Here is a 22,084-nt window from a genome sequence, read left to right as displayed (position 1 = left end):
GGACACATTCTGCTCACTAATCACTATACCGTGCTCACTTGATATCACTATACTTCGCATTATATATGGGGGTCAATCCTTATGTAAGGTATATTTACCAAAAAAACCGATACTTACACTAACTACTCTGCTCTTTGCTCTTGTCTCCTGGATAAAAAATCCAGAAAATTCTTTTGGGTTGATATTCCCTTTGTGACGAAAGTATATGGCTAGAGAGCAGATAATATGGAATTGGTGTGAATGTACAAGATAACACAATATTTGATTTTTCTATTGTGAATTTTTCACTACCTGTAATGTGGATATAAGTATTGAAATGAAATATTGGCGTCTATCCGTATGCGTCTATAAACAAATAAAGAGAACCTTATTCCGGCTCTCCTCTTCCATATGTAAATATTGTCACTATCAAAGTGAGCATTTCTCCTTAATCGACAGCGCCAGCTTGGTGTACGCCGCTCCATCCATTCGTTGATTGACTTCCTCTGGCTCCAAAGACAACCAGTAATCTGCCTCCATCAACTCATACATATCGAGCATCGTAATCTCTGCACAGGCGGGATGCTCAAAGACAGCCTGCATCGGCTCTGGGCCATCATCCCAGTTATAGTCGTTCACGACCGCGTGCAGTAGCACATCCGAGTCCAGCTGGCGAATCCGCGAGATGACCACATCCGTCGATTCCTCATATAGGATAGCATCAAGCTGCTCTTGTTCTTCATCCGTTAACGTCAATCGCACAGCTCCTGGCGTATCCAGCAACAGATCTGCGATCTTCGGGTTCCCTCTAGCCTCCTGCCAAGCGGTGCCCAGAATCCCTTGCGGTGAGTCCAGTCGTGCTCCGCTCTCCACTAGCAGCTTAACAGCCTCGATTTGCTTGAACTTTACTGCCTTCTTGAGGGCCGTCTTCCCAAGCCTGTCCTCCTTCTCCAGATCTGGTCCACGCTCCAGCAGACAACGAACGCCTTCAATTGGCATTCGATAGGTCATGAACAGAATCAACGGTGTCCGTCCCTGTTCATCTACTTCATTCACATCGAGCCTGGTTACGGCCGCGCGAACCTGCTCTACATCCTTTGCTTTGCTAATGTCCAACCAGTTCATACCAGCTTTAGCTCCCTCCATCGGCACTGTTCCCCGTATAACTTTACTGGATAGATTCTTGAATTCATTATGCAGAATTAGCACACAGAAGCTAGGAGCCAGCACGCTTCCCTTATAGTTGAGCTTATTGTTGCTTATTGATGGCCTGCTGCAGATCGTAATGCTGAAGATCAATATCCGTTTCCATACCGAGCACCAGCTTCGCCAATTGATTTAATGTCTAAATTTAATCGTAGTACAAACGAGGACCCTTGATAAATAAGGGTCCTCGTTAACAGATCACGAGCAGAAGTGCGTCCATTTTAGTAGTCGGAAGTAACTTTTGACCCCAATTCGCCCCCAATCTTCTTTACCTACTCAATTAGCAATATGTACTCCGCACAAGGTGTTACAACCGTAATGGTGGCTGGTCTCTTCACATCATGAGCAACAGCCAGTGTAACTTTTTCTCAAACTCATTCATAACACGCCCTCCACGAATATCTTTGTGTAACATCCTAATCATAGCTGTTTAGGCCAGTAAGATAAAGGCGTATCCGCTCTAACACCCGAAAGAGTTATCGGCTATGACTGAGTTACTGTTTGCGTGGCGTTCAGGTCAACCAGGTATTCTCTAGAAAGGAGCTTCTGTTTGGCTGTCAACGCCATTTCGGTCAGCTCCTTTCTAGAGAATATAAAGAGCCACTCAATTGAGTGGCTTGAATTTAGATCATTTTCTGTCTTTATCTTTGACTCTCATAGCACCTCTTTAATCCGCTAATTCAAATACCGCGTCTGGTGTCAATGTTACTTTATAGTCACTGGCATTCCCATTTGAGATATCTTTTTCAAAAACTATCTCTTCTTCCTTTGAGAAACTGAGAAAATCTATCAGCACTAAATAATTAGTTTTAGCTAATTCCCCTTCTTTGGTGATCACTAACGATCCTCTTGGAGAGCTAAAGTTCGTCCCCTCAAAAGATGGGCTGTTTACCAGCACAACGTCTATGTCCTTTAGATATACAACTGTACTGTCTGTCGCTTCTGATACGACACGTAAGGGTACATAAACCTTTCCGTTTGAACTGAATGGTGCAACTTGAAGTATTTTATCTACTCCGTTTATGTTTGTTTTTTTGCTCCCTATAGTGAAAGTTACATGAAGTCCCCCCTTAGTGCCTGTTACTTTTTTGTTCTTCGAATCATACCCTACTGTTAGCCCTAATTCAGTAAATAATTCTCGAAACGGGACAAAAGTAGTACTATTCTTATTAATTGCCCCTCCAGATAAAGCGAAACCGTCTACCACAACATCTCTTTTCCCCATAAATGCAGATGCCGACACAGGCATTACGGCAAACACCATTATTACAATAAGCGTTACAAATGATATTTTCTTCATCTCAGATCTCCCCCTTAACAAGTATTGATTATATTCTATATGAGGGATAATCTTCCTGCAAATAAAATAACCTGAATCTCTGCTATCTGTTTTACAGGGCCCAGCACGCTCTGCCAATTGAGCTACGTAAAGAGGTAGCCGCCTAACAGCACGTTTGGTCTATTGACGACTGCCTCTTACAACTTTCTCACAATATCATTTTATCATGGGTTGACAGGGAAAACAGGAACGTATGTTTGTCATTTTCCAGTCAATTTAGAATCAATTTCGTGTCAATCTTATATCATTATCGTGCCAACATCGCGTATTCCCCTTCTGCTACGCGGATTCTACGCCTTACGGTACTCTCAGAAAGCTCTAATTTTTCTGTGAGTTCCTTCAGCTCCATGCCCTCGACATACGCCCATCTCAGCAATGTTGCAGCATAGGGCTTATATTCTCCAAGCTTATCCAGTATGAAGTCCAGCCTCTGGATATCTGCCTGCAGGTCCTGCAGCTCGGTCAGCCTGTCAATGATCTCGTCTATGTCACTACGCTGTCCAACACGCGCTTCTACCACTTTGCTGATCTTGGTATAGAGCTCCGTAATCAATTGGCTATCCTCTTCACCAACTGGGGTAATCCGCCTTACAGCCCTCTGCTGCGACTTGATCCCTGCCAGATATCGTGTCATGTAAGTCGTCGCTACCTGCTCAAGCTCCTGTTCGTGTTTGGATAGATACATGTAGCTGGCCTGTCCACTAAGACGCTTGTGCAACTCCTGCAGCTGATCATCCTCGTTAAGACGACTCACTGTAATGCCTGATCCCACACTGTAGATGCTCAGTACCTTGATACGTGCCTGCTTACGGCGGTACTGACTTAGCTGCTCAATTGTATTATGCACGCCACCCATAGGCTATTCCCCCGCCGCCAGGATTGCACGATACGGCGCACACGAGTCAGGTCGGCAATGGCGCTGTTCAGCAATTCCACGTTCGACTCAGCCGTTGGGCGAGTAGCAACGTCTGCCCGGTAGACGTCTTCCTCAAGCTCCATGACACGATCAGTCAGCTGGTTAACCTCAGTGATTAACCCGTCGCGCTCAGCCTCCAAGTCTTTGATTCGGTTCAGATGTTCAGAGATTTTGGCTATCTGATTCTGTCCCAACTCGTAACTTCCCTCGAACATACGTTTATATTCAAGTCGTGCCTCACGCGCTTCTGCAAGTTCAGTCCTGAAACTATCACGTTCGTTCTCAGTCTCAATGACTGCCATTGTCAGCCTCTTAATCTCGGTGTCAGCTGTTTGAAGCTGTGCCATCAAACGCTCAATCTCTTCAATCGCTTTATCCAATAGCTCTTGGCTCACAGACTTCTGTTCAGTAACTGCTTTCTCACGAAGTGGCAGTGTACTCTCTGCCTTTTTACGTCCTCTTGGCATATCCTCTTCCCCCTTAGGTCTCGGTTTTATCTCAATTGGCTTCTGAAAGCTTTTGTCCTTATTGTTTGCTGGGTACTTCCGTCTGACTTCCGCAAGCTCTTCAGGCGTCAGCTGTGTCACAATGACGGGCGAAGGTCCAGAAGCACGCAGCTCATTCTCGCGTTTCGGAATGCTATATTTCACGATCCTCTCACCTGCTTCTCGTAAACTTCTTCAAGCCACTCCACAAGCATGACCATCTGTTTGACAGCCAGTCGGTTATCCTCGTACTTCCGGAAGATCGCTCCACAGGAATCAGCAACCCATTGCCAAAACTCAGGTGCCTGCATGCCGTACTTCTTCGCATTCTCATTCACGGCCTGCGTCCACAGAAACATGCCCCAGAAGAATGCTTTGTAGTCCATACTACAGCTCCTCAATCTTGATATAGATCCCAGGAACGTCAGCCCAAAACTTTTCTATGATCTCACTTGCAACAATGGCATCATCAGTCCAATAACCAAGTTCGGTCATGATATCGAACGGCAGCTTATTCATGTTGTGCGTATCCGGCTTCGTGATTTTCCACTCTCCGTCGTAATACTTGCTTCCCTCTTTGATCGGGAACAGCCATTTTACAAATACCCAATTGAAACCTGAACAGATGGTAATAACATGGACAGCAGAATATAATTTAGATCCTATTAATTTCAAACTCACTGGAGATGTTAATCCTGTTAATATCAACTGCAGCATTTATTTTTCAGGTGTAAAAATAGGCAGCATAACACTGAAAGCAGACGCGAGAGATGCGTGTGTCAGCGGTAAGGTTAATAACGGTACAAAAGTTGAAGTTTGCTTGAAATTAAGTGATGATGATAGAAAAGTAATAGTTGGAGCAAAGGCTTGCTTATTAGGTGCTTGCAAAAAATGGGACATCACTTTCGACCTCCCAGTACCATTTGATATCACTGAGGCAGATTTTTTGTCATAACATTCTTTCAATCCAATAGTTCTTGCTATTGGATTGATTTTCTCTTTCAATTCCTTTCAGCTTATTTCCCACGATAAGTCTTAGGATCAACACCATCCGGTACCCGCCATCCATTGCCGGCAATGCGGTCAATCATCTTCTTGGCCGATTCAAACTCCCATGTACCTACATGCTCGAAGCCGCGCTGCTCCAAGAAGCGAATCTGCTTTGGAGTGGTCAGTCCTTCTTCGCGTCGCTTGTCCAAACGCTCCAGCAGTTTCGTTGCCTTGCCTGCATTGTCTATGGATTCTGGCAAGATTCCCAGCTTCTCCAGAGTCTTAACCTGTTTATCTGACGGCGGGGCCATTTCCCAGCCAAATGAAGGAACGTATCCAGCAAGGTCCTCAGCCTGAATACTCATTTCGAATTGCAGCGGGTCCACCAGTGCACGCTTACGGCGCTTCATCTCTTCGAGCTGCTTCGCTAGTGCTTCCTCACGTTGGGCAATGACGTCCTCAGCTGCCGTCTTCTCGACCTGTTCCAGATCAAGGGCAATACCTGCCTCTTCAATCTGCTTAGTCATGGCCTTGGCAATCTCTTCATTCTCTGCGATAAGGTGAGCCGGATGACACAATTCATGCCGTTCTGTATGCCAAAGGAAGTCCAGTAGCAGGAGCTCATCTTGCCTGGGAATAGCCGGGTACCACGCCCGACCATCTGGCTATACAAGCTACGGACCTTCGTCGGCCGCAGCACCACAACACAATCCACGCTAGGACAATCCCAGCCTTCCGTCAGAAGCATGGAATTGCAAAGGACGTTATATTTACCGCTATCAAAGTCCTCTAATATCTCTGATTGGTTCTGTGACTCCCCGTTAACCTCAGCAGCCTTGAAGCCTATTTCACTTAATATAGAAGTAAATTTTTGCGACGTCTTGACCAGCGGCAGGAATACGACAATCTTCCGGTCCTTCGCAGCCTTCCACATTTCAGCAGCAATGGACTCCAAGTATGGATCCAATGCAGTGCCCAGGTCCTGTGACTTAAAGTCCCCGGCCTGCTGCCCGACTGTCGACAGGTCTAGCTTCAGAGGTATGGTCATTGCCGTGATTGGGCTCAGATAACCCGCTTTAATGGCTTTGGGCAACGTGTACTCATATGCTAAGCTATCGAAGTAGCTGCCCAGGTTCCGCATGTCGCCACGATCTGGCGTGGCCGTCACTCCCAACACATTCGCACCGTCAAAATGTCGCAGCACCCGCTGATAGCTATCCGATATACAGTGGTGAGCCTCGTCAATGATGATCGTATCGAAGTGATTAGCCGCGAACTGCTGCAGCCGCTTATCTCGCATCATCGTCTGGACACTACCGACCACTACCCGATACCAAGTGCCAAGACTTGTCTGTTCAGCCTTCTCGGTTGCGGTTTTTAATCCGGTTGCCTTGGGTAAGTCTAAAGGTGATTCAAGAACGACACGGACACGCTGATTTCCAAACAACTGCAAACATCTATTCTCACATAACAAAAAAACTGGCTGAAGACGCAGCGGACAAACTAGAAAAATTTTGTCCCCAATCCGTCCCCAGTCCCTCTCATCCATGAAGATTTAACTTATGGCTAACAGACTTAATCCCGTATACTCATGGCCTGCTGCAGATCGTAATGCTGAAGATCAATATCCGTTTCCATACCGAGCACCAGCTTCGCCAATTGATTTCCCACATAAGGTCCTACTGTCAAGCCGGAGGCTCCAAGTCCATTTGCTGCAAACAGGCCCTTCCAGCCGGGAACCGCTCCAAGCACAGGCAGAAAGCCAGGCGTGAATGGACGGAATCCCACCCTTACTTCCAGCAGCGTACTATCAGCAAGACCAGGGGCCACGGCCAAGCCTTTATTCAGCACCTCCTGCATTCCGCCAGCAGTCACGCTGGTATCATAGCCTTCAATATCATTTTCGTGTGTTGCTCCCATCACGACCCGTTGCTGATCGAATGTCAGCAGATATTGATCCGAAGGCGGTATGACTACAGGCCAGCTACCCGTATCGCCAATGTTCGTCGTCTGCAGATGTAGGATCTGCGCCTTCTGGTAATGCACCTGGAAGTCTAGTCCCAGTGGCTCCAGCAGCTGACTAGCCCACGCTCCCGCACACACGACAACCTCATCTGCTGCATATGTAATGACCGTCTCATCTTCTCTACTATTGTCCGGATTGTTGGCGTGCCCAGTTACATCCCTGACGACAACTCCAGTTACACAATCTCCCTGATACTGTAGCTCGGCACTCCCTTGCACGAGCCGTGCCCCATGGCGATGAGCGGAACGAAGCAAGGCATCTCGCAGTGCACGACCGTCGACACGTGCCGCCCCACTAATGAGAACAGAGTGATATTCTTCAGCCAGCAGTGGAAAAGCATCCCGCGTCTCCGACTGCGATAGTCTGGTAATCTCCCCCATCTCAGGTGCATCAGCCCTCCTCTGCTGTGCGCGCTCCTCCAGCTTCGCAAGCTTATCCTCATCGTAGTGAATGCTAAGTGCCCCTACTTGAGCATAGCCCGTATCTGACTCCCCTTCATGGGTAAGCTCTGCGATCAGTTGAGGATAAAAGCGTGCCCCCTCCTTGGCCAGCTTGTACCAAGCCTGGTTACGTCGCTGCGATATCCACGGACATAGGATGCCTGCTGCCGCATCCGTAGCCTGTCCAGGGTCCTTACGATCCACGATCAGGACCTCTCCTCCCGATTTTGCAAGCTGATAGGCTGTTGAGGCCCCCAGAATACCCGCACCGATGACAATGATCTTCTTCATGCATACATTCCTTTCTCACAATCCATGCATGTATTATAGCGCATAATGTCTCTTGGAATCACATAGCTCTGCTTAGAGCTTTCGTTTGTTCCGCGATCATTCGTTATGAATGAACAGACGTGTATCAACAACAACAGCCGGGAATAGCTCCTACTTCGCGGAGCTGTTCCCGGCTGTTTCATGCATAGCTATCAATCTACTGCAACTGCTCCACCTTGAGAGCGTGGGAATTAATGCCTTGACAGAAGCAAAGATAGTGTAGAGCCGCTGCAAGCGGGGAGCCCTGTCAACCATTGTTAAGCTTGCTGTTCTTTCGAACGAAGTTGAAAAGCTGATCAACAGCAAGCTTAAGGTGGACACTCCGTTTCTCTAGGGCTTCCCCGCTTTCCGCTAACCACGGATCTCTGCAGATCATTCAGACAAGAAATCGTATCCAGTCAAAATACTAGTCTGAGGTCACGCTTGCAGCATCAGTATTCATCGCTGCTGGAAGCGAGACCACTTCCCTACCCAGCTGCTCCTGCAGATTAGCTAGTCGATTCAGTGCAAAGCTGGTAATGGAGCCGGATGCCATCAGTCCCATGCTGCCACGATCGCCTCCATTGCCAGAGGGTCTATTCCCATTCTCTCCTCCAGCAGTACCATCCGGTCTAGCTGGAGGAGCCATCGCACCGTCTGGTGGCGTGAAATCCTCCGGTGGTGTCATTCCTGGCTGTCCATCAGACGAGGCTCCCCCACTAGATGAGACCATATTTCCAGCATCCTCAGTTGGCACCGTCCCATCGGGAGGAGTCATCCCCTGAGATCCGTCAGATGGGGGCACGCTACCACCTTTCATATCCCCCATATCTCCTACAGCAGAGTAGGCTATATTGGATTCAAATTGCTCCATCGTATAGAACTTCGTAGGGTCCGCCTCGACAGAAGGACGAATGAGATCACTCAATTCGGTGATTCTGCCTTCAATACTCTCCAGGTAATCAACTAACTGATTCACATATTCAAGATATTGAGCCTTATACTCGGGCACCGCCAGCAGGTTATTAATCATTGGCACCTTGTCCATGCTGATCCCGAGCACAGGCTCCTCGATGGATACGTTCGTCGCATTCGTATTACCACTAGCCCCAGAGTCACTGCTCGTGCCTCCTCTACCTCCACCATAGCCATTAAAGGACATATTGAAGTCCCACGGAATGACCGTGAACTTGCCATTGGCATCACCATACAGCATATAATTGTGTCCTTTATCCCCGTTATAGCTGTCATAATTGCCTAATACCACGTTGCCAGCAATATACTTCAACGCGGAGTCCACATCCAACACACTCTCAATCTCCCCTTTCTTACCTTCTGGCATATCGTTCAGCACCTGAATGAAGTTCTTAAGCCTAGCCTTATTCTCATCTGTACCCAGATCCTCGGTCAAAGTGCTGTACTCGCCGTTCTCCTCCGTCTGCAAATAGCTCTTCTCGTCAGTATCATACAAAATGCCTTCTTCGTAATCCTCCCCGTAGTTGCGTTCCAGATAGCTCTCGTCTACAGATTCTACACCTGTGTAGAATCCAAACAGCTCGCCGTTAACATACAGGTTCACGAACGTTGTCATCGGAACGTCCAGACCAATGCTTCTCAGCGCCTCATAGTGTAAATATTCCCGCAGGTATGACGGATCTGAGTAATTGTTGTTCAGTACCATTTTATCCAGGCCGAGTAAGGTCTGAGTCTTGTCATATTTGTCAAATTTCAACCGGAAGCTATAACGATCCGAATCCTCCATGGAAGCTACAGATCTTAGGGTCATATTTCCCTTCGTGGAGAACCCCACATGATCCAGTTGATGACCATCCACCTCGGCACTGACGCTCTTGTATTCCTTGTCCAATGGACTTGCCAGAATGCTCTCCCAATCTGCGTCGTCGATGGTCACGTTCACGTTAATGATTCGATCCCCTTCGAACAGAGATGCGTATTCGGGAGTAGAGCTGGCACTCTCCTCCGCCTCAGCACTGGATATGGTGTCATGACCAATCCAGCTGATGGTTGCAACGAATAATATTAGGGCAAGTGCCGCTAGAGCAAATCTTTGAATCATATTTTTCACTGTAAAAGTCCTCCTTTGGAATGGGCTGCAAGCCATTTGCTATACTCCAAGTCTAGAGGATGAACCTTGAATGAATCTTAAATATCCACTCACACCATTCGCCACACTAAAGCGTCTAGGTTGCCAAGCATCACTTTAGCATCTTGTCACATCCATGTTAGCGTGCTAATATGGACTCAATTCATAAGACAAGGCAATGACGGAGAGAGTAAGCGGAATATGTTCGTTACAGGGACGAGGTACCATGGACTGAAAGTACCCGAGAGAGCACCCCGCCGAAGTTCACTCCCGAGCCGATTGCTGAAGGGCTGAATATGTATAGCAGCCAGTAGGACAATCCGTATCCCTTACGTTACAAGGCTGAAGTGAGAGATGGCACTTGCAATTTGCATATTGATGCGCATGCTTTGCTGTTTCTAATAAGGGTGGTACCACGGCTCCTCGTCCCTTGCGACGGGGGGCCTTTTTTGCATATTTTTTTACAGACAAACAGGCTATTTACAGCAAGCGATCGCAGGAGTAAATACCAGTCAAATCCAATTATAATCAGAGGAGTGAAGGAAACGATGAGTTTGGAGCAATTAAGAGACAAGTTGAATGAGATTAACCATGAGCTACTGAAGCTATTATCAGAACGTGCAGCACTGGTCCAGGAAATTGGACAACTCAAGGAAAAGCAGGGTGTTCCCAAGTTCGATCCCGTTCGTGAGAAGGACATGCTGGAGGAACTGGTCGCCGCCAATACTGGGCCTTTCCATAACGATACCGTCAAGCAGCTGTTCAAGCAGATTTTCCAGGCCTCCCTTCACCTGCAGGAAGACCAGCACAAGAAGCAACTGCTCGTTAGCCGTAAAAATCAAAAGGAAGACACCATCGTGTCCATTGGAGATGTGCAGGTAGGTGCAGGTAGTCCGATCATGATCGCAGGACCGTGCTCCGTTGAGAGTCTCGAACAGGTGCGAGAGGTTGCGGCTGCATTGAAGCAGGCGGGCATGACGGTTATGCGTGGTGGTGCCTTTAAGCCTCGTACTTCCCCATATGATTTCCAGGGGCTGGGTATTGAAGGGCTTAAGATTCTAAAGCAAGTGTCCGAGGAGTTCGGTCTGAAGACAATTAGCGAGATTGTCCACCCGGCTCATATCGAGCTCGCCGCTGACTATATTGATGTCATTCAGATCGGTGCACGCAATATGCAGAATTTCGAGCTACTGAAGGCTGCTGGGGACAGTAATCTCCCTATTCTGCTTAAGCGTGGTCTGGCGGCAACAATTGATGAATTCATTCATGCAGCAGAATACATCGTCTCACGGGGCAACAAGCAGGTCATGCTGATTGAACGCGGTATTCGGACCTATGAGAAGGCTACCCGCAACACGCTCGACATCTCGGCTGTGCCGATTCTGAAGCAGGAGACTCACCTCCCTGTACTGGTGGACGTTACTCACTCCACTGGCCGCAAGGACATTCTGGCTCCATGTGCCAAGGCAGCATTGGCTGCCGGAGCAGACGGCGTTATGGTCGAGGTGCATCCGAACCCTGCCGTTGCATTATCTGATGCAGCACAGCAGCTGAACATTGAGGAATTCGGGCGTTTCCTGGGCTCCGTGCGAGAGTCGGGTTTGTTGAAGTAAGTGGAGCTCATAGATACATGTGTAAATGAATATCTATGAAGCAAAAAAGTCAGCGGACGCTTGTAGCTCCGCTGACTTTGTCTATCCAAGTGACATTATCCGAGTGACTTTGTCTAATGATAGCCTGGAGAATAGCCAAGTACCTTGACCGAATCTGATCTCATGTTGAATGATCTAGGGAAAGTAGGCGTTAACCGACCGCAGTGAAATCCCAGAGAGGCGAAATGCCCGCCTTGAGCTTGCCGTGCATACTTACCATGCAGGTGTAACCAAGCGTCATTCTGTTACTAATCCAAAATGCACAAAGCTCTTATAAAGCCCATCGTTCTCTACGCTATCCGTTACATGATCAGCAAGGCCTATTAATCCTGGCTTTGCATTGCCCATAGCAATCCCGACAGCACAGAATTCCAGCATCTCTGCATCATTCATGCCATCCCCAATAGCAATGGTTGTATCTCTGGACATTTTCAGATGCTCCAGCAGATATTCAATGGCTACGGCCTTGTGAATGCCTGGAATCATCATTTCCCCGCTATCTCTGCCGAAGGCCGGAACGGTGCATTGAATGACCTCGAATTTGCCCTGGAATTCCTCCTTGATTCGGCTAAAAGGAACCTCGCTTTCCAGAAAGCATACCTTATTGACGTCATCCTTGCAGAGATCAGCCTCACCATACGTCAGTCCCGTGATGAAAGGATGTGGTGAACGCTCCATCTTCTCTCTGGCCACAGGATCATTGTCAACATCTCCATAAATTCTCCGCTCCAAATGAGAGCGCAGATTGCGGCTTGCATAGAGGGCAGAATTCGATTCCAGATAGAAATCTATGCCGTGTTCATTGAAGAAACGCACCATATGCTGCACATCCTCTGGCTGCACCTTTTTATGATAGAGCATCTCCCCCTGATACTCTACAAATCCGCCTCCAGCACCGATAATTCCGTCGAACCCGACATCCCATATCTCGTCATAGATTTCAGCCTTTGAGCGACCTGTGCACAGAAGCAGGATGTGACCATTTTCTCTGGCCTTTTTACAAGCAAGCTGGGCCGACTCGGGTACATAGCCATCATCAGTGACGAGCGTCCCGTCCACATCTATAAATACAATCCTTTGATCCGCATTGTTCATCTTCCATTAGCTCCTTTGATTGCCCCAACTAAAGCAGTTGAGTGAATGTACACCCACTATAATTTCTGTAACGCATTACAAGTCAAGCTTTTCTGCACAAAAAAAATCAGCAGGCAAGTTGTGCCTGCTGATTTCCCATAACTGTAATTACTGCGATTGTTGCAATATCATTGCTGCTGCATGATTCGGGCGAGTATCGACGCCGTCTCGGCACGAGTTGCGTTACGCTGAGGATACAATCGACTTTCCTGATCACCTATGAGAAGACCGTGCATCGAGAGTCTAGCTATATCAGCCTGAGCCCACCCTGCAATATCAGCATAATCCTGAACATTCAATCCCTTCCCCAGCATCGCTTTCCCTTGCTTCGCGTAAAAACCCTGCTCCGTTGACTCCTCACGCTCGCCCTGCTCTGCTGATGGAATGGCTCTGGCGATCATAACCATCATTTCCTGACGTGATACCGTAGCTTGGGGACGCAAGCTTCCATCCTCATAGCCTCGTACCCAACCTGCAAGGCTGGCCTTTCGCATCACGGCTTCGTACCATTCTTCACCCTCATTCGCAAAAGAGACTTCGTCGTGATCGTCAGCAGGATGAAGCATTCTGTCCAGCATTGCGACCAACTCGGCCCGTGTGACGGGCTGTTCCGGCTCGAATCGTCCTGTTCCACGGCCTTGCACTATCAGTTTACTTGCAAGCAGTTCCACTGCTTGCTCCGCCCAGTGCCCCTTCATATCCGTGAAGGATGGGTGATTCTCCAGCAAGGTATAGTGCTTGCCAGTTGCAAGACGAAGCTGGACGGTGCCTGGTAGAACAAGCTTAGACGGGACATACCGGAAGTATCCAACGTGTGGATCATAGACGGCTGCCGTCCAGTACGGATCGGACATGTCTGCCCATGTGCTCACAGAGAACAATATGGACTGAGCACGCAAAGCAAGCAGCTGTTCTTCGCCTTTCCCTTGCTGTCCGATGAGACTTACAGTGAATGGATGCTCGCGTATCACTGCCCCTACACCGTTAGCTGCATCCTTGAGAAGTACATGCTCTTCTTCATCAGCTAGTTGCAAGGTAAGACGAATGGAATCGACCGTGGTTGCTCTAGCCGCCTCACTCAATTCCACAACAGGAACCTCCAGTACTCCTACGGGTGTATGCCATTCCAGCACCAGAGCAGGATTTTGCACAAGTAGACGTGCCAGGGTGTTCTTCTCCATCAACACGCCCCATACGTTGGCGCTGTCTGTCATCTTCACTGTGATTTTCCCTGAAGCAATCTGCTCAGCTGTCAGTGTGACCTGCTGATGCAGTTGTCCATCCTGTAGCAATTGGAGGTCAATGGATTGCCCTTGAATGACCGTTGGAGGCAGTGAGCCCGGATTCATATCTACGTTCGCGCTTCCTGAGCCTCTCCCCGGAGCGGAACCACCGTCTGATCCACCTGAGCTACCGTCACCACCGCCTGAACTCGGCGGCTCATTCGCTTGTCGTGTCAGAACTATAACATCCGCAGTAGCCTCCAGCCCCTCGTAGCTTACGATCAGCTCCGTCATTCCTGGCCGAATGCCCAGCACGCGTCCCTGAACATCTACAGCTGCAAAGCTATCATCCTTAAAATGATATAGCGCTCTTGAGGTGACGTCTTCTTCGGTTCCATTCGAATAATGAACTGTCACATGTAGCTGCCCATACTCTCCTTCTTTGACCTGATAGCGTGTAGCATCCAATTGCAGTCGTACAGGCAGTGCATAGACTGTGACTGGAGCACTGGCTCTCAGCGTTCCTCTGTCTCCCCCATAGACGGCCTCAATAACCGTCTGTCCGGTTCGCAGTCCCGTCATGTACCATCTGCCATCCGATCCCTGACCTATGCGAAGCATATTGTCGTCATAGCGAAATTGTGTAGCATCGGTCTGATCGTGGATGAAATTCTCCTGTCCATAGGTGACCTCAACGACGGTCTGAGCCGCCTCCCCCACCTGAATACGATAGGAAGAAGGGTTGAACCACATGCCGTCAGTGAAGGTGACCTGTAACGGGGCAAAGATCTGTTCTCCATTCATCAGCACACGGACATCTGCAGTACCTGGCTCCGTCGAGCGAATATCGAACTTATACAGCCCGGTCATAGCCTCTTCCGATTCACCGTAAGTTACTTCCGTCACGGTACCTAGAGAGGCCTCAATGCTCACGCCCTCAGCATTGGCCGTCGGATTCCCATAAGCATCCATGAGCTGAACTGTCACTCGAGCTGTCGCTGTGCCATTGGCAGGTAGCACCCTCTGAGAGACCAATATCTCTGATGCGGAGGCTAGTGGAGGGCCCGGGAGCCAATCGACCTGGGCGGAAGCCTTTAATTCAGTGCTATCCATAAATGCTCTAAGATGAGCAGTGCCCGACTTCGTTGAACGAAGTTCCGCCGTATACCTCCCCTCTCCCACATAGACTAACGGGGACAAGATTCCCAAGGAAGACTCCAGACGAAGCAACGATGCATCCATTTCATCAGTAATTATATGGCCTGTAGCATCCTTGAGCTGTAGTGTAATCCGTGCAGTCTCTCTACCATTAGCTATCAGCGTGCCTTGTTCAATCTCCAGGGTCGATGATGTAGCTGAAGGCTTTCCTGCTTCAAAATTCACCGTTATTGGAGCATTCATCAGCTCCATTCCATTCATCGTAGCGCTAATGACAGCCTCTCCTGTCTTACTAGACCTCAGATCTGCTGTATAGCGCCCTTGTCCGGAATATTTCAGTTCATTTATTGTGCCCTGTGTCGAAGACAGCTGCAGGCTAAGATCGGTCACTTCTTCAATCAGGTCATTGCCATACTGATCTCTTGTCTGAACCGTCACAGTAATAGCGTCGCTTCCATCTGCCGTCGCCGAAGTCCTTGAGACTGCAAAGGTCGAGGTCTTAGCAACTGCCGGACCAGGTAGCAACTGTACCTTTCCCTGCTCCAGCACGGACTCTCCGTTCACAGAAGCCAAAAGTGTAGCAGTACCAGAAGTTGTCCCTGCTGTCAGCTCCGCTGTATACGTGCCATCACCATGGTCCGTGATCGGGCCCAGTACTCCTGTGCTACTCCTCATGGTAACGTCATCTCCGCCAGCTGTAATCGCGTTGCCGAAGGCATCCATTAGCTGCACCGTTACCGTTGTCGTATCCACACCATCGGCCGTAAGAGCCCCCCGGTCTGTACGAAGCAGTGAAGCCGTCGCAGATGCAGGACCAGGTATAAATTCTACTGCTGTAGACGCTGTAAGACTTGTACCGTTAACCCTTGCCGATATGACAGCTCTACCTGCTAGCGTACTGGACCATAATAGAACCGAATAGCTGCCGTCACCGTTGTCCACGGTGTTCCCAAGTATACCTGCTGTCGTATTGAAGACCACCTGGTCCCCGCCTGCATCTAGTGCATTGCCGTAATCATCCTTCAAGCGAACTGTAATCAGGCTCTGACTGAGACCGTTTGCTACAATCTCAGGATGCAAGGACTCGATGGCAGAACGATCTGTTGACACCATTCCTGGTAATATGCGAATGGAGAGCCTTTCCTGCAGCTTGCTACCATTCACCATAGCCTCTATTGAAGATATACCTACAGCCTCGGGTGCTGTGAACACAGCACTATATTGGCCATTCCCGTGATCCTGGACCTGATCAATCGTACCGCTTGTGGTCTGAAAGACAACCTGATCCCCGCCACTGGATAACGGATTGCCATGCAGGTCTAGCAGCTGTACTGTTAATTCCGTACTACCACTACCCGCGATCAGCCTATTCTCGGCAGCGGTTAGCGTCGACCTCGATGCAGCAGCTGCTCCTGCGACAAAGGCTACTTCGACCGTCTGCTGGAAGGTCGTGTCAGCCAGTCTTGCTGACACCACAGCAATTCCAGTCTTATTTGCAGAACGCAAGGTTGCCGTGTATTGACCATTCCCCAGGTCCGTTACGTTGGACAAGAAGCCTGCTGTAGTGCTCATGCTCACGGTACCAGCTGACGAAGTCCGTGGATTACCATAACGATCAATAGTCCGCAGTGTTATGGTTGTCTGGCTACTTCCATTAGCGACGATCGAGCCTGTGGTTGCCTTGAATTCAGACCGTTCTCTGGATGTCTCTCCCGGAACGATATGAACAATCGTTGAGGACTGCAACATGATACCATTCACGGTGGCTTTGATCGCATCACTACCTACAATTGTGCCTGCATTCAGGGATGCCGCGTAGCTACCATTACCGAGTGCGGTTACCTGCGTGAAGGTACCAAGACCGTATTCCAGTCTGACAACATCCCCGGCGGACGTAAGTTCATTGCCGTGAGCATCCTTCAGTTGTACGCGAACCTGCTGACTACCCTCTCCAGCGACCATGGAAGTCTGAGGCACAATAAGCTCTGAGGTCTCGGCAGATGCAGGACCAGGAACGAAGTGAATCGTTGCTGTCTGCTGAATCGCTGTATGGTCTACTGTAGCCGTGACTACAGCCGTACCACTCTGGGTTGGTGACCGTAGCTGTGCTGTGTACGTCCCATTTCCCAGATCTCTTACGATGCCGGCAGTACCGCTTGTTGTGCTTATGCGGACTGTACGCCCTCCCGTAGTAATCGAATTGCCATTGGCATCCTTCAGCTGCAAGGTAATGGTGGACTCACTGCTGCCATCTGCGGTCAATGTCGTAGCACTGGTATTTAGAGTAGACACCGCAGCAGAAAAAGCACCTGGAACAAATTGCAGCCTCGCTTGCTGCTGCAAGGACACGCCGTCAACCGTCGCCGTGACTATAGCTTCTCCTGTTCTTGTCGGCGACCGCAGTTGAGATACATACGTACCGTTGCCCATGTCTCTTACGCTGCTCAATGTACCATTTGTCGTGCTGAACCGAACCGTCCGTCCGCCCGTAGTGATCGGATTACCGTTGGTATCCTTTAGCTGCACCGTAAGTGTAGACTCACTGCTGCCATCTGCCGTCACGATCGCCGGACTTGCATTCAAGGTCGAAAGTGCTGCCGAAGGGGCCAATGCATTCAGGACGACTGTTGCGCTGGATGCTAAAGGATAGCCATTCAGCGTGCCGGTGATCACAGCATTGCCCGATATCATAGGCGCGGTCAGCTCTGCTGTGTATGTGCCGTCACCATGATCAGTGACTGCTCCTAGCTGCCCGAGCGTAGAGCTGAGCTGCACCATGCCTTCACTGGAACCCAGCAGATTATTGACACCATTACGAAGGGTGACAGTAATCCTCGCTTGACTGAACCCGTCTGCATCGATTCGGTTAGGCGTAGCACTTATGACAGAGCGCGCCGGATAGACCTGAATCGCCTGTGTTAGATAGCGATTCGGGGAATTCGAGGGGATTCCTAATTCTCCATAAGCAGTCCAGCCCGCTCCCCACACAGTGCCATCGTTCTTCAGGACCAGACCATGATTATCACCTGCAGAAAAATCGGCTATGTCACTAATAAGACTGCCTGCCATCTGCAGGTTCCGGTTCTGCATCCCCCACCACCATACTGTCCCATCCGCCTTCTGGGCCATACTAAGACGTCCGCCACCCGAAATGCGGACCACATTTGTGAGCGGAATCGAACCGGATTGCAGCACCTGTATCGCCTAATTGCTGCTAGTGACTCCCGAGCCTATGCCCAGATTGAAGTTCTCATTGTAGCCCCAGCTCCATACTGTCCCATCATCACGGAGGGCTAGACCGCCTAAACGGTGACCCACGATGCTTCTGACAGCATCAAGCGGTTGATCGGAGCTGTCCATTACCTGAACTGGATAGGCCGATCCATTGCTCGAATGTCCATTCCCGAGCTGGGATAGTCCATTATGTCCCCATGCCCAGACGGTTCCATCCTGCTTGAGCAGCATGGAGTGATAATCGCCGACCGCGACCTCCTTCACACCTGTGAGGTAAGTGCTGCTCGACGCTTTGATCTGAATAGCTCGTGAATACATGCTATCCCACGAGTCCGACAACGTATTCGAGCCGTTGCTTCCCCAGCCCCATACCGTGCCATCCGTTTTGAGGGCAAGCACATGGCTATAACCTGCGGCTATACTCTGTACCTGTGTCAATGGTGACCCGTCGGACTGCATCACCTGAACGGCTTGGGACAAATCTTCAAGAGAACCGTTCCCTAGAGTTCCAGTGCTACCCTTTCCCCAAGCCCAGACGGTGCCATTCTCTAGCAAGGCTACAGAGTAATATCCGCCTCCGTAGACAGCCTTTGCGTTCGATAGTGGTGCACCGTCTCTCTTGGTCACCAGCACCGGTCGATAGTGACTGGTCGATGTACCATCTCCAAGCGCGCCAGCGGAGTTGTCTCCCCAAGCCCACACTGTACCATCCTCTGCAATGAGCAGAGAGTGCAGGTACCCTGCACCGACTGCCTTCACTCCTGTAGGAAAAATGGAGTCCGCAGCCTGTGCGTTTGGCGCCAGTTGTGGCATGGCAAGCAACATGACGAGCAGCACACAGCCTAGTTTTCGAAATACTTGCAATGCAACCTCCCCTTCTTGGTAGTTCAGTAGCTGTAGACGAACGACGAAATGAAGCCAGGTCGTCAACGCTACCAGCCGTATCGACATACTAGCACAATCGAGTATGAGGGAATACTAACCAAAGTTAACTGTTCTGCAAAAAAAGAAGCCCCCTGGTTTAGGAGCTTCATCTCATGCATTAATCTCTATTTATCAGTCTTCTGGATCATTAGTCTTCAGATTTATCAGTCTTCTAGCGCCCTAGTCTTCTGATTTATTAATCCTCTCGTTCATTCATTTCTGATTTGTTAATCTCCGGGTTCATTAGTCTTCTGCTTCCTCTTACCTCGTGCGGCTAGCTTGGATACTATTCGAGGTAGCCAGAACAGCCTGTGTGCGTGAACGAACACCCAGCTTGCTATAGATCCGGTTCAGATAGACCTTTATTGTCCCCAGCGTCAGGCCCATCTGATGAGCAATCTCCTGGTTCGTGCAGCCGCTATGCAACAGCCGAACCACCTCCAGCTCTTGCGCGCTAAGAGAATCCATGCCAGCATAAGAGTTAGGAATGGACTTTCCCCACTCTGCCTGGGGCTGCATTGCCGCCAATAGCATGTTGATATATTCCTTCAGAGCCGATTGCTGGTCTGGAGATACCGCAGTAGCAATCTCTTGCAGCAGCTCTCTCATCCACTTTCCTTCATCTATAAACGTACGAATATATCGGAAAGGCAGGACGAGCAACAAGGCCTCATTAAGTCTTTCTACAGCTTCTTTTTTCCTGCCACGAATATATTCCGCCTTCGCTTGGAGCACCATCGTCAGAGCAATGATATTGACCATTCTCACTTCTTCCGCTTGCAACCTCAGTGTGGTCAGCAGGGCACGCGCGTTCTCTCCCTGCCCATTAGCCATATGCAAGCGCGCCAGTGTCACCGTCTCTTGAACGTTCCCCAGGTGGACGCGGTGAGACGCTGAATCCTCTTGGCTCTGAAGCTGTTCTCTGCTTGCTGCCAGATTCTCTCCTTCACCCAGAAGCAGCTCCACAAGGTAAGCCCGCAGTGCTCTATACCAATGGCCGTCTGTTGCAGGGTCTAGACGCTGCATACTTTCCTGAATAATAATCCGGGCTGCTGCAGGCTCACCTGCCGCCAGTCGACGCTTCGCCATCATGATCCGCACAGGCACATACAAGCCCGGCACCTCCAAATATCTCCCATCTGCAATCAGTCTGCTCAGGAACTCATCACACCGATCCAGCTCGTTCCATTCATAGTAGCCCTCCGCAAGAGATTGGATGACATATTGACACATTAATGACTCTGACCAGCCATTGCGGCTCAGAATGGAACAGATACGCTCCCCGACCTCTGCTGTAGTAGGCGTAATTACACCCTTCAGGCCAAATGTCGTATTTCTTACAAGCGGTTGATTGAAGTTATAATTAAAATCATAAAATACCGGGTCCTTCGGCAATCGATCAGGGATAGAATCGGCGAACTGGAACCATTCCTCGAACTGCCCCGAATAGAATGCGTCATTAGCCTTCACAAAAAACAAACCACTCAGCCATTCTGGCTCGACCTGTTGTGAGTGACCCATTAATCCCTGCTCCAGTTGCTCTATCAAGCTCTGCGTCACCTGCCGCTGCCCCATGAACAAATGCACAAATGCATTGACCAGCTGCAGTCGCGGCGGCAACGCAAAGGATGCTGGAAAACGGGCAAAATCATTCTGCAGCAGCGTGAACTCCCCACGCGTAACCAGCTCATGCAGATGCCTGTCGAGCAGCGAAGCAGCCAGCTCATAGTCCTCAGCCATGAAGGCATGATCAATGGCCTCTTCGCTTAAGCCCATCTGAGCATGGACCAGGCTAGCCTGTCTATGCAGCTCAATCCAGCGCGCAGGAGCTTGCTGCTTCAGCATACGGGCGTAAAATTCACGAACCAGATGATGATAGCGGTATTCGTCTTGCTGAATGTGCACCAGAAACAGACCGTTTCGTTCCAGAAATGCCAGCTTGCTGTTACAGCTCCCCTGGCCAGTAATATCGGCGCACAATGCAGCATTGAACTTTCTTAGAATAGAGGTCTCTAGCAAAAAAGTACCCATCTGCTCATCGAGACCCTTCCATAACTCCTGAAAAAGATACTCCTCAAGCTGCTGTCCAACATGTCCTGTGTGAATCCAGGCAGACCATTGATCACTACTTCGCTGCTGCAATGACATCAAGGCAAGCTGCAGACCTGCGGCCCAGCCCTCGGTGCGCGCTACCAGAGCTTCTACCCACTGTGATGGCAGGGCAACCTCCAGCACAGACTGACAGAGCTGTTCAGCATCTCGCATCGTAAATGCCAGTTCTTTTGCGTTGATACGCTTCACTTCACCACGAACGATCCATTTGTGCAGTCCTTCGAATGGGGGTTCAAACCGTGAAGCGAGCATCACTTGTATAGATGAAGGCAGATGCTCCAGCCAATAGTGAAGACTTCCATGGATTTCGGGGCGTGTAATCAGATGGTAATCATCAAGTGCCAGCATTACGGGCTCCGGCGCATCATATAGTTCATTCAAGCATTGATCCAGAAATTGATGCAGTGCGTGCTCCTGATGTTCGGCCAGCAGTGGAAGCAAGCGCTCGCTAGCCCCGGCAGCGAGGTAAGGAGCCAGCGCATGTACGACGTATCGCCAGAATCGGCGCAGGTCGTTATCGTGCTCCCCTAGAGAATACCAAGTTGTTCGCGCTGAGCTCATCTCCATATATTGGGCCATGGCCGTCGTCTTTCCACTCCCGGCAGGAGCAACAATCAGTATTAGCTTTGGCGAAGATAAGCCACGGACAGGCGCATGCAACGCGACTCTTTTTACCAGATTAGGCCTTAAAGCAGGCATTTGAAGCTTGTATTTCAAAATAACAGGGGTATTCATGCTGTGAAGCCTCCATTGCTGTGGGCGTGGAATTCGTTCTTTATTATAGCGTCAAATTCTCTCTACCGGAATGCCTAAGCATCTGGTTCTGTAATACGCCCTTGAGTTCATGAATCGA

Annotated in this window: 16 protein-coding genes; 2 read left to right on the top strand and 14 right to left on the bottom strand. The window is 49.6% G+C overall.

The window, feature by feature from the left end; all coding sequences use genetic code 11:
- Positions 1 to 408: 408 nt before the first annotated feature.
- From K331_RS0126340 to K331_RS32900, 6 genes are all read right to left on the bottom strand, one after another.
- Positions 409 to 1,104: a DUF4274 domain-containing protein gene (locus K331_RS0126340; protein WP_028592608.1), complete on the bottom strand. Its 696-nt coding sequence runs from the start codon at positions 1,102 to 1,104 to the stop codon at positions 409 to 411.
- Between the two features lie 748 nt (positions 1,105 to 1,852).
- Entirely contained in the window at positions 1,853 to 2,485 is a 633-nt protein-coding gene (locus K331_RS0126330; protein ID WP_028592607.1) for a copper amine oxidase N-terminal domain-containing protein, read from the bottom strand.
- Between the two features lie 286 nt (positions 2,486 to 2,771).
- On the bottom strand, positions 2,772 to 3,380 hold the full coding sequence (locus K331_RS0126325) for an ECF-type sigma factor (protein WP_028592606.1): 609 nt from the start codon (positions 3,378 to 3,380) through the stop codon (positions 2,772 to 2,774).
- The gene (locus tag K331_RS0126320; protein WP_028592605.1) at positions 3,347 to 4,090 is read right to left on the bottom strand and encodes a hypothetical protein; all 744 of its coding nucleotides are present in this window, start codon (positions 4,088 to 4,090) and stop codon (positions 3,347 to 3,349) included. The genes K331_RS0126325 and K331_RS0126320 overlap by 34 nt, the downstream gene beginning before the upstream one ends.
- Positions 4,087 to 4,311 carry a hypothetical protein gene (locus tag K331_RS0126315; RefSeq protein ID WP_028592604.1) on the bottom strand — a complete coding sequence of 75 codons (225 nt, stop codon included), beginning with the start codon at positions 4,309 to 4,311 and terminating at the stop codon, positions 4,087 to 4,089. The genes K331_RS0126320 and K331_RS0126315 overlap by 4 nt, the downstream gene beginning before the upstream one ends.
- Position 4,312: 1 nt before the next feature.
- Positions 4,313 to 4,642 carry a RusA family crossover junction endodeoxyribonuclease gene (locus K331_RS32900; protein ID WP_226383703.1) on the bottom strand — a complete coding sequence of 110 codons (330 nt, stop codon included), beginning with the start codon at positions 4,640 to 4,642 and terminating at the stop codon, positions 4,313 to 4,315.
- Between K331_RS32900 and K331_RS32395 the strand changes: the two genes are divergently transcribed.
- Positions 4,551 to 4,880 carry a hypothetical protein gene (locus tag K331_RS32395; protein ID WP_169718399.1) on the top strand — a complete coding sequence of 110 codons (330 nt, stop codon included), beginning with the start codon at positions 4,551 to 4,553 and terminating at the stop codon, positions 4,878 to 4,880. The two genes, K331_RS32900 and K331_RS32395, sit on opposite strands and share 92 nt — an antisense overlap.
- Before the next feature lie 61 nt (positions 4,881 to 4,941).
- Here K331_RS32395 and K331_RS32895 read toward each other — a convergent pair whose 3' ends face one another.
- From K331_RS32895 to K331_RS0126295, 4 genes are all read right to left on the bottom strand, one after another.
- Positions 4,942 to 5,442, bottom strand: a complete 501-nt coding sequence (locus K331_RS32895; protein ID WP_226383702.1) for a hypothetical protein — start codon at positions 5,440 to 5,442, stop codon at positions 4,942 to 4,944.
- Entirely contained in the window at positions 5,439 to 6,368 is a 930-nt protein-coding gene (locus tag K331_RS32890; protein WP_226383701.1) for a DEAD/DEAH box helicase, read from the bottom strand. The genes K331_RS32895 and K331_RS32890 overlap by 4 nt, the downstream gene beginning before the upstream one ends.
- Before the next feature lie 122 nt (positions 6,369 to 6,490).
- Positions 6,491 to 7,672, bottom strand: coding sequence for an NAD(P)/FAD-dependent oxidoreductase (locus tag K331_RS0126300; protein ID WP_028592603.1), 1,182 nt, complete (start codon positions 7,670 to 7,672; stop codon positions 6,491 to 6,493).
- Between the two features lie 445 nt (positions 7,673 to 8,117).
- Positions 8,118 to 9,767 carry a CotH kinase family protein gene (locus tag K331_RS0126295; RefSeq protein ID WP_226383709.1) on the bottom strand — a complete coding sequence of 550 codons (1,650 nt, stop codon included), beginning with the start codon at positions 9,765 to 9,767 and terminating at the stop codon, positions 8,118 to 8,120.
- A 575-nt stretch (positions 9,768 to 10,342) separates the two neighbouring features.
- On the opposite strand from K331_RS0126295, the gene K331_RS0126290 reads away from it, so the two are divergent.
- On the top strand, positions 10,343 to 11,407 hold the full coding sequence (locus K331_RS0126290) for a bifunctional 3-deoxy-7-phosphoheptulonate synthase/chorismate mutase (protein ID WP_028592601.1): 1,065 nt from the start codon (positions 10,343 to 10,345) through the stop codon (positions 11,405 to 11,407).
- Positions 11,408 to 11,683: 276 nt separating this feature from the next.
- Here K331_RS0126290 and K331_RS0126285 read toward each other — a convergent pair whose 3' ends face one another.
- From K331_RS0126285 to K331_RS0126270, 4 genes are all read right to left on the bottom strand, one after another.
- On the bottom strand, positions 11,684 to 12,541 hold the full coding sequence (locus K331_RS0126285) for a Cof-type HAD-IIB family hydrolase (protein WP_028592600.1): 858 nt from the start codon (positions 12,539 to 12,541) through the stop codon (positions 11,684 to 11,686).
- Between the two features lie 167 nt (positions 12,542 to 12,708).
- A complete protein-coding gene (locus tag K331_RS0126280) occupies positions 12,709 to 18,156 on the bottom strand; it encodes an invasin domain 3-containing protein (protein WP_226383700.1) in 5,448 nt (1,815 codons plus the stop codon).
- Positions 18,157 to 18,165: 9 nt separating this feature from the next.
- Positions 18,166 to 19,146 (bottom strand): RCC1 domain-containing protein, encoded by a 981-nt coding sequence (locus tag K331_RS32885; protein ID WP_226383699.1) that lies wholly within the window; start codon positions 19,144 to 19,146, stop codon positions 18,166 to 18,168.
- Positions 19,147 to 19,380: 234 nt separating this feature from the next.
- Positions 19,381 to 21,966, bottom strand: a complete 2,586-nt coding sequence (locus K331_RS0126270) for a LuxR C-terminal-related transcriptional regulator (RefSeq protein ID WP_028592597.1) — start codon at positions 21,964 to 21,966, stop codon at positions 19,381 to 19,383.
- Positions 21,967 to 22,084 lie beyond the last annotated feature (118 nt).

The organism is Paenibacillus massiliensis subsp. panacisoli DSM 21345, assembly GCF_000426545.1.
Taxonomy (GTDB): domain Bacteria; phylum Bacillota; class Bacilli; order Paenibacillales; family Paenibacillaceae; genus Paenibacillus; species Paenibacillus panacisoli.
The sequence above is the reverse complement of the archived record's forward strand: the minus strand, read 5'-3'. Positions and strand labels throughout refer to the sequence as shown.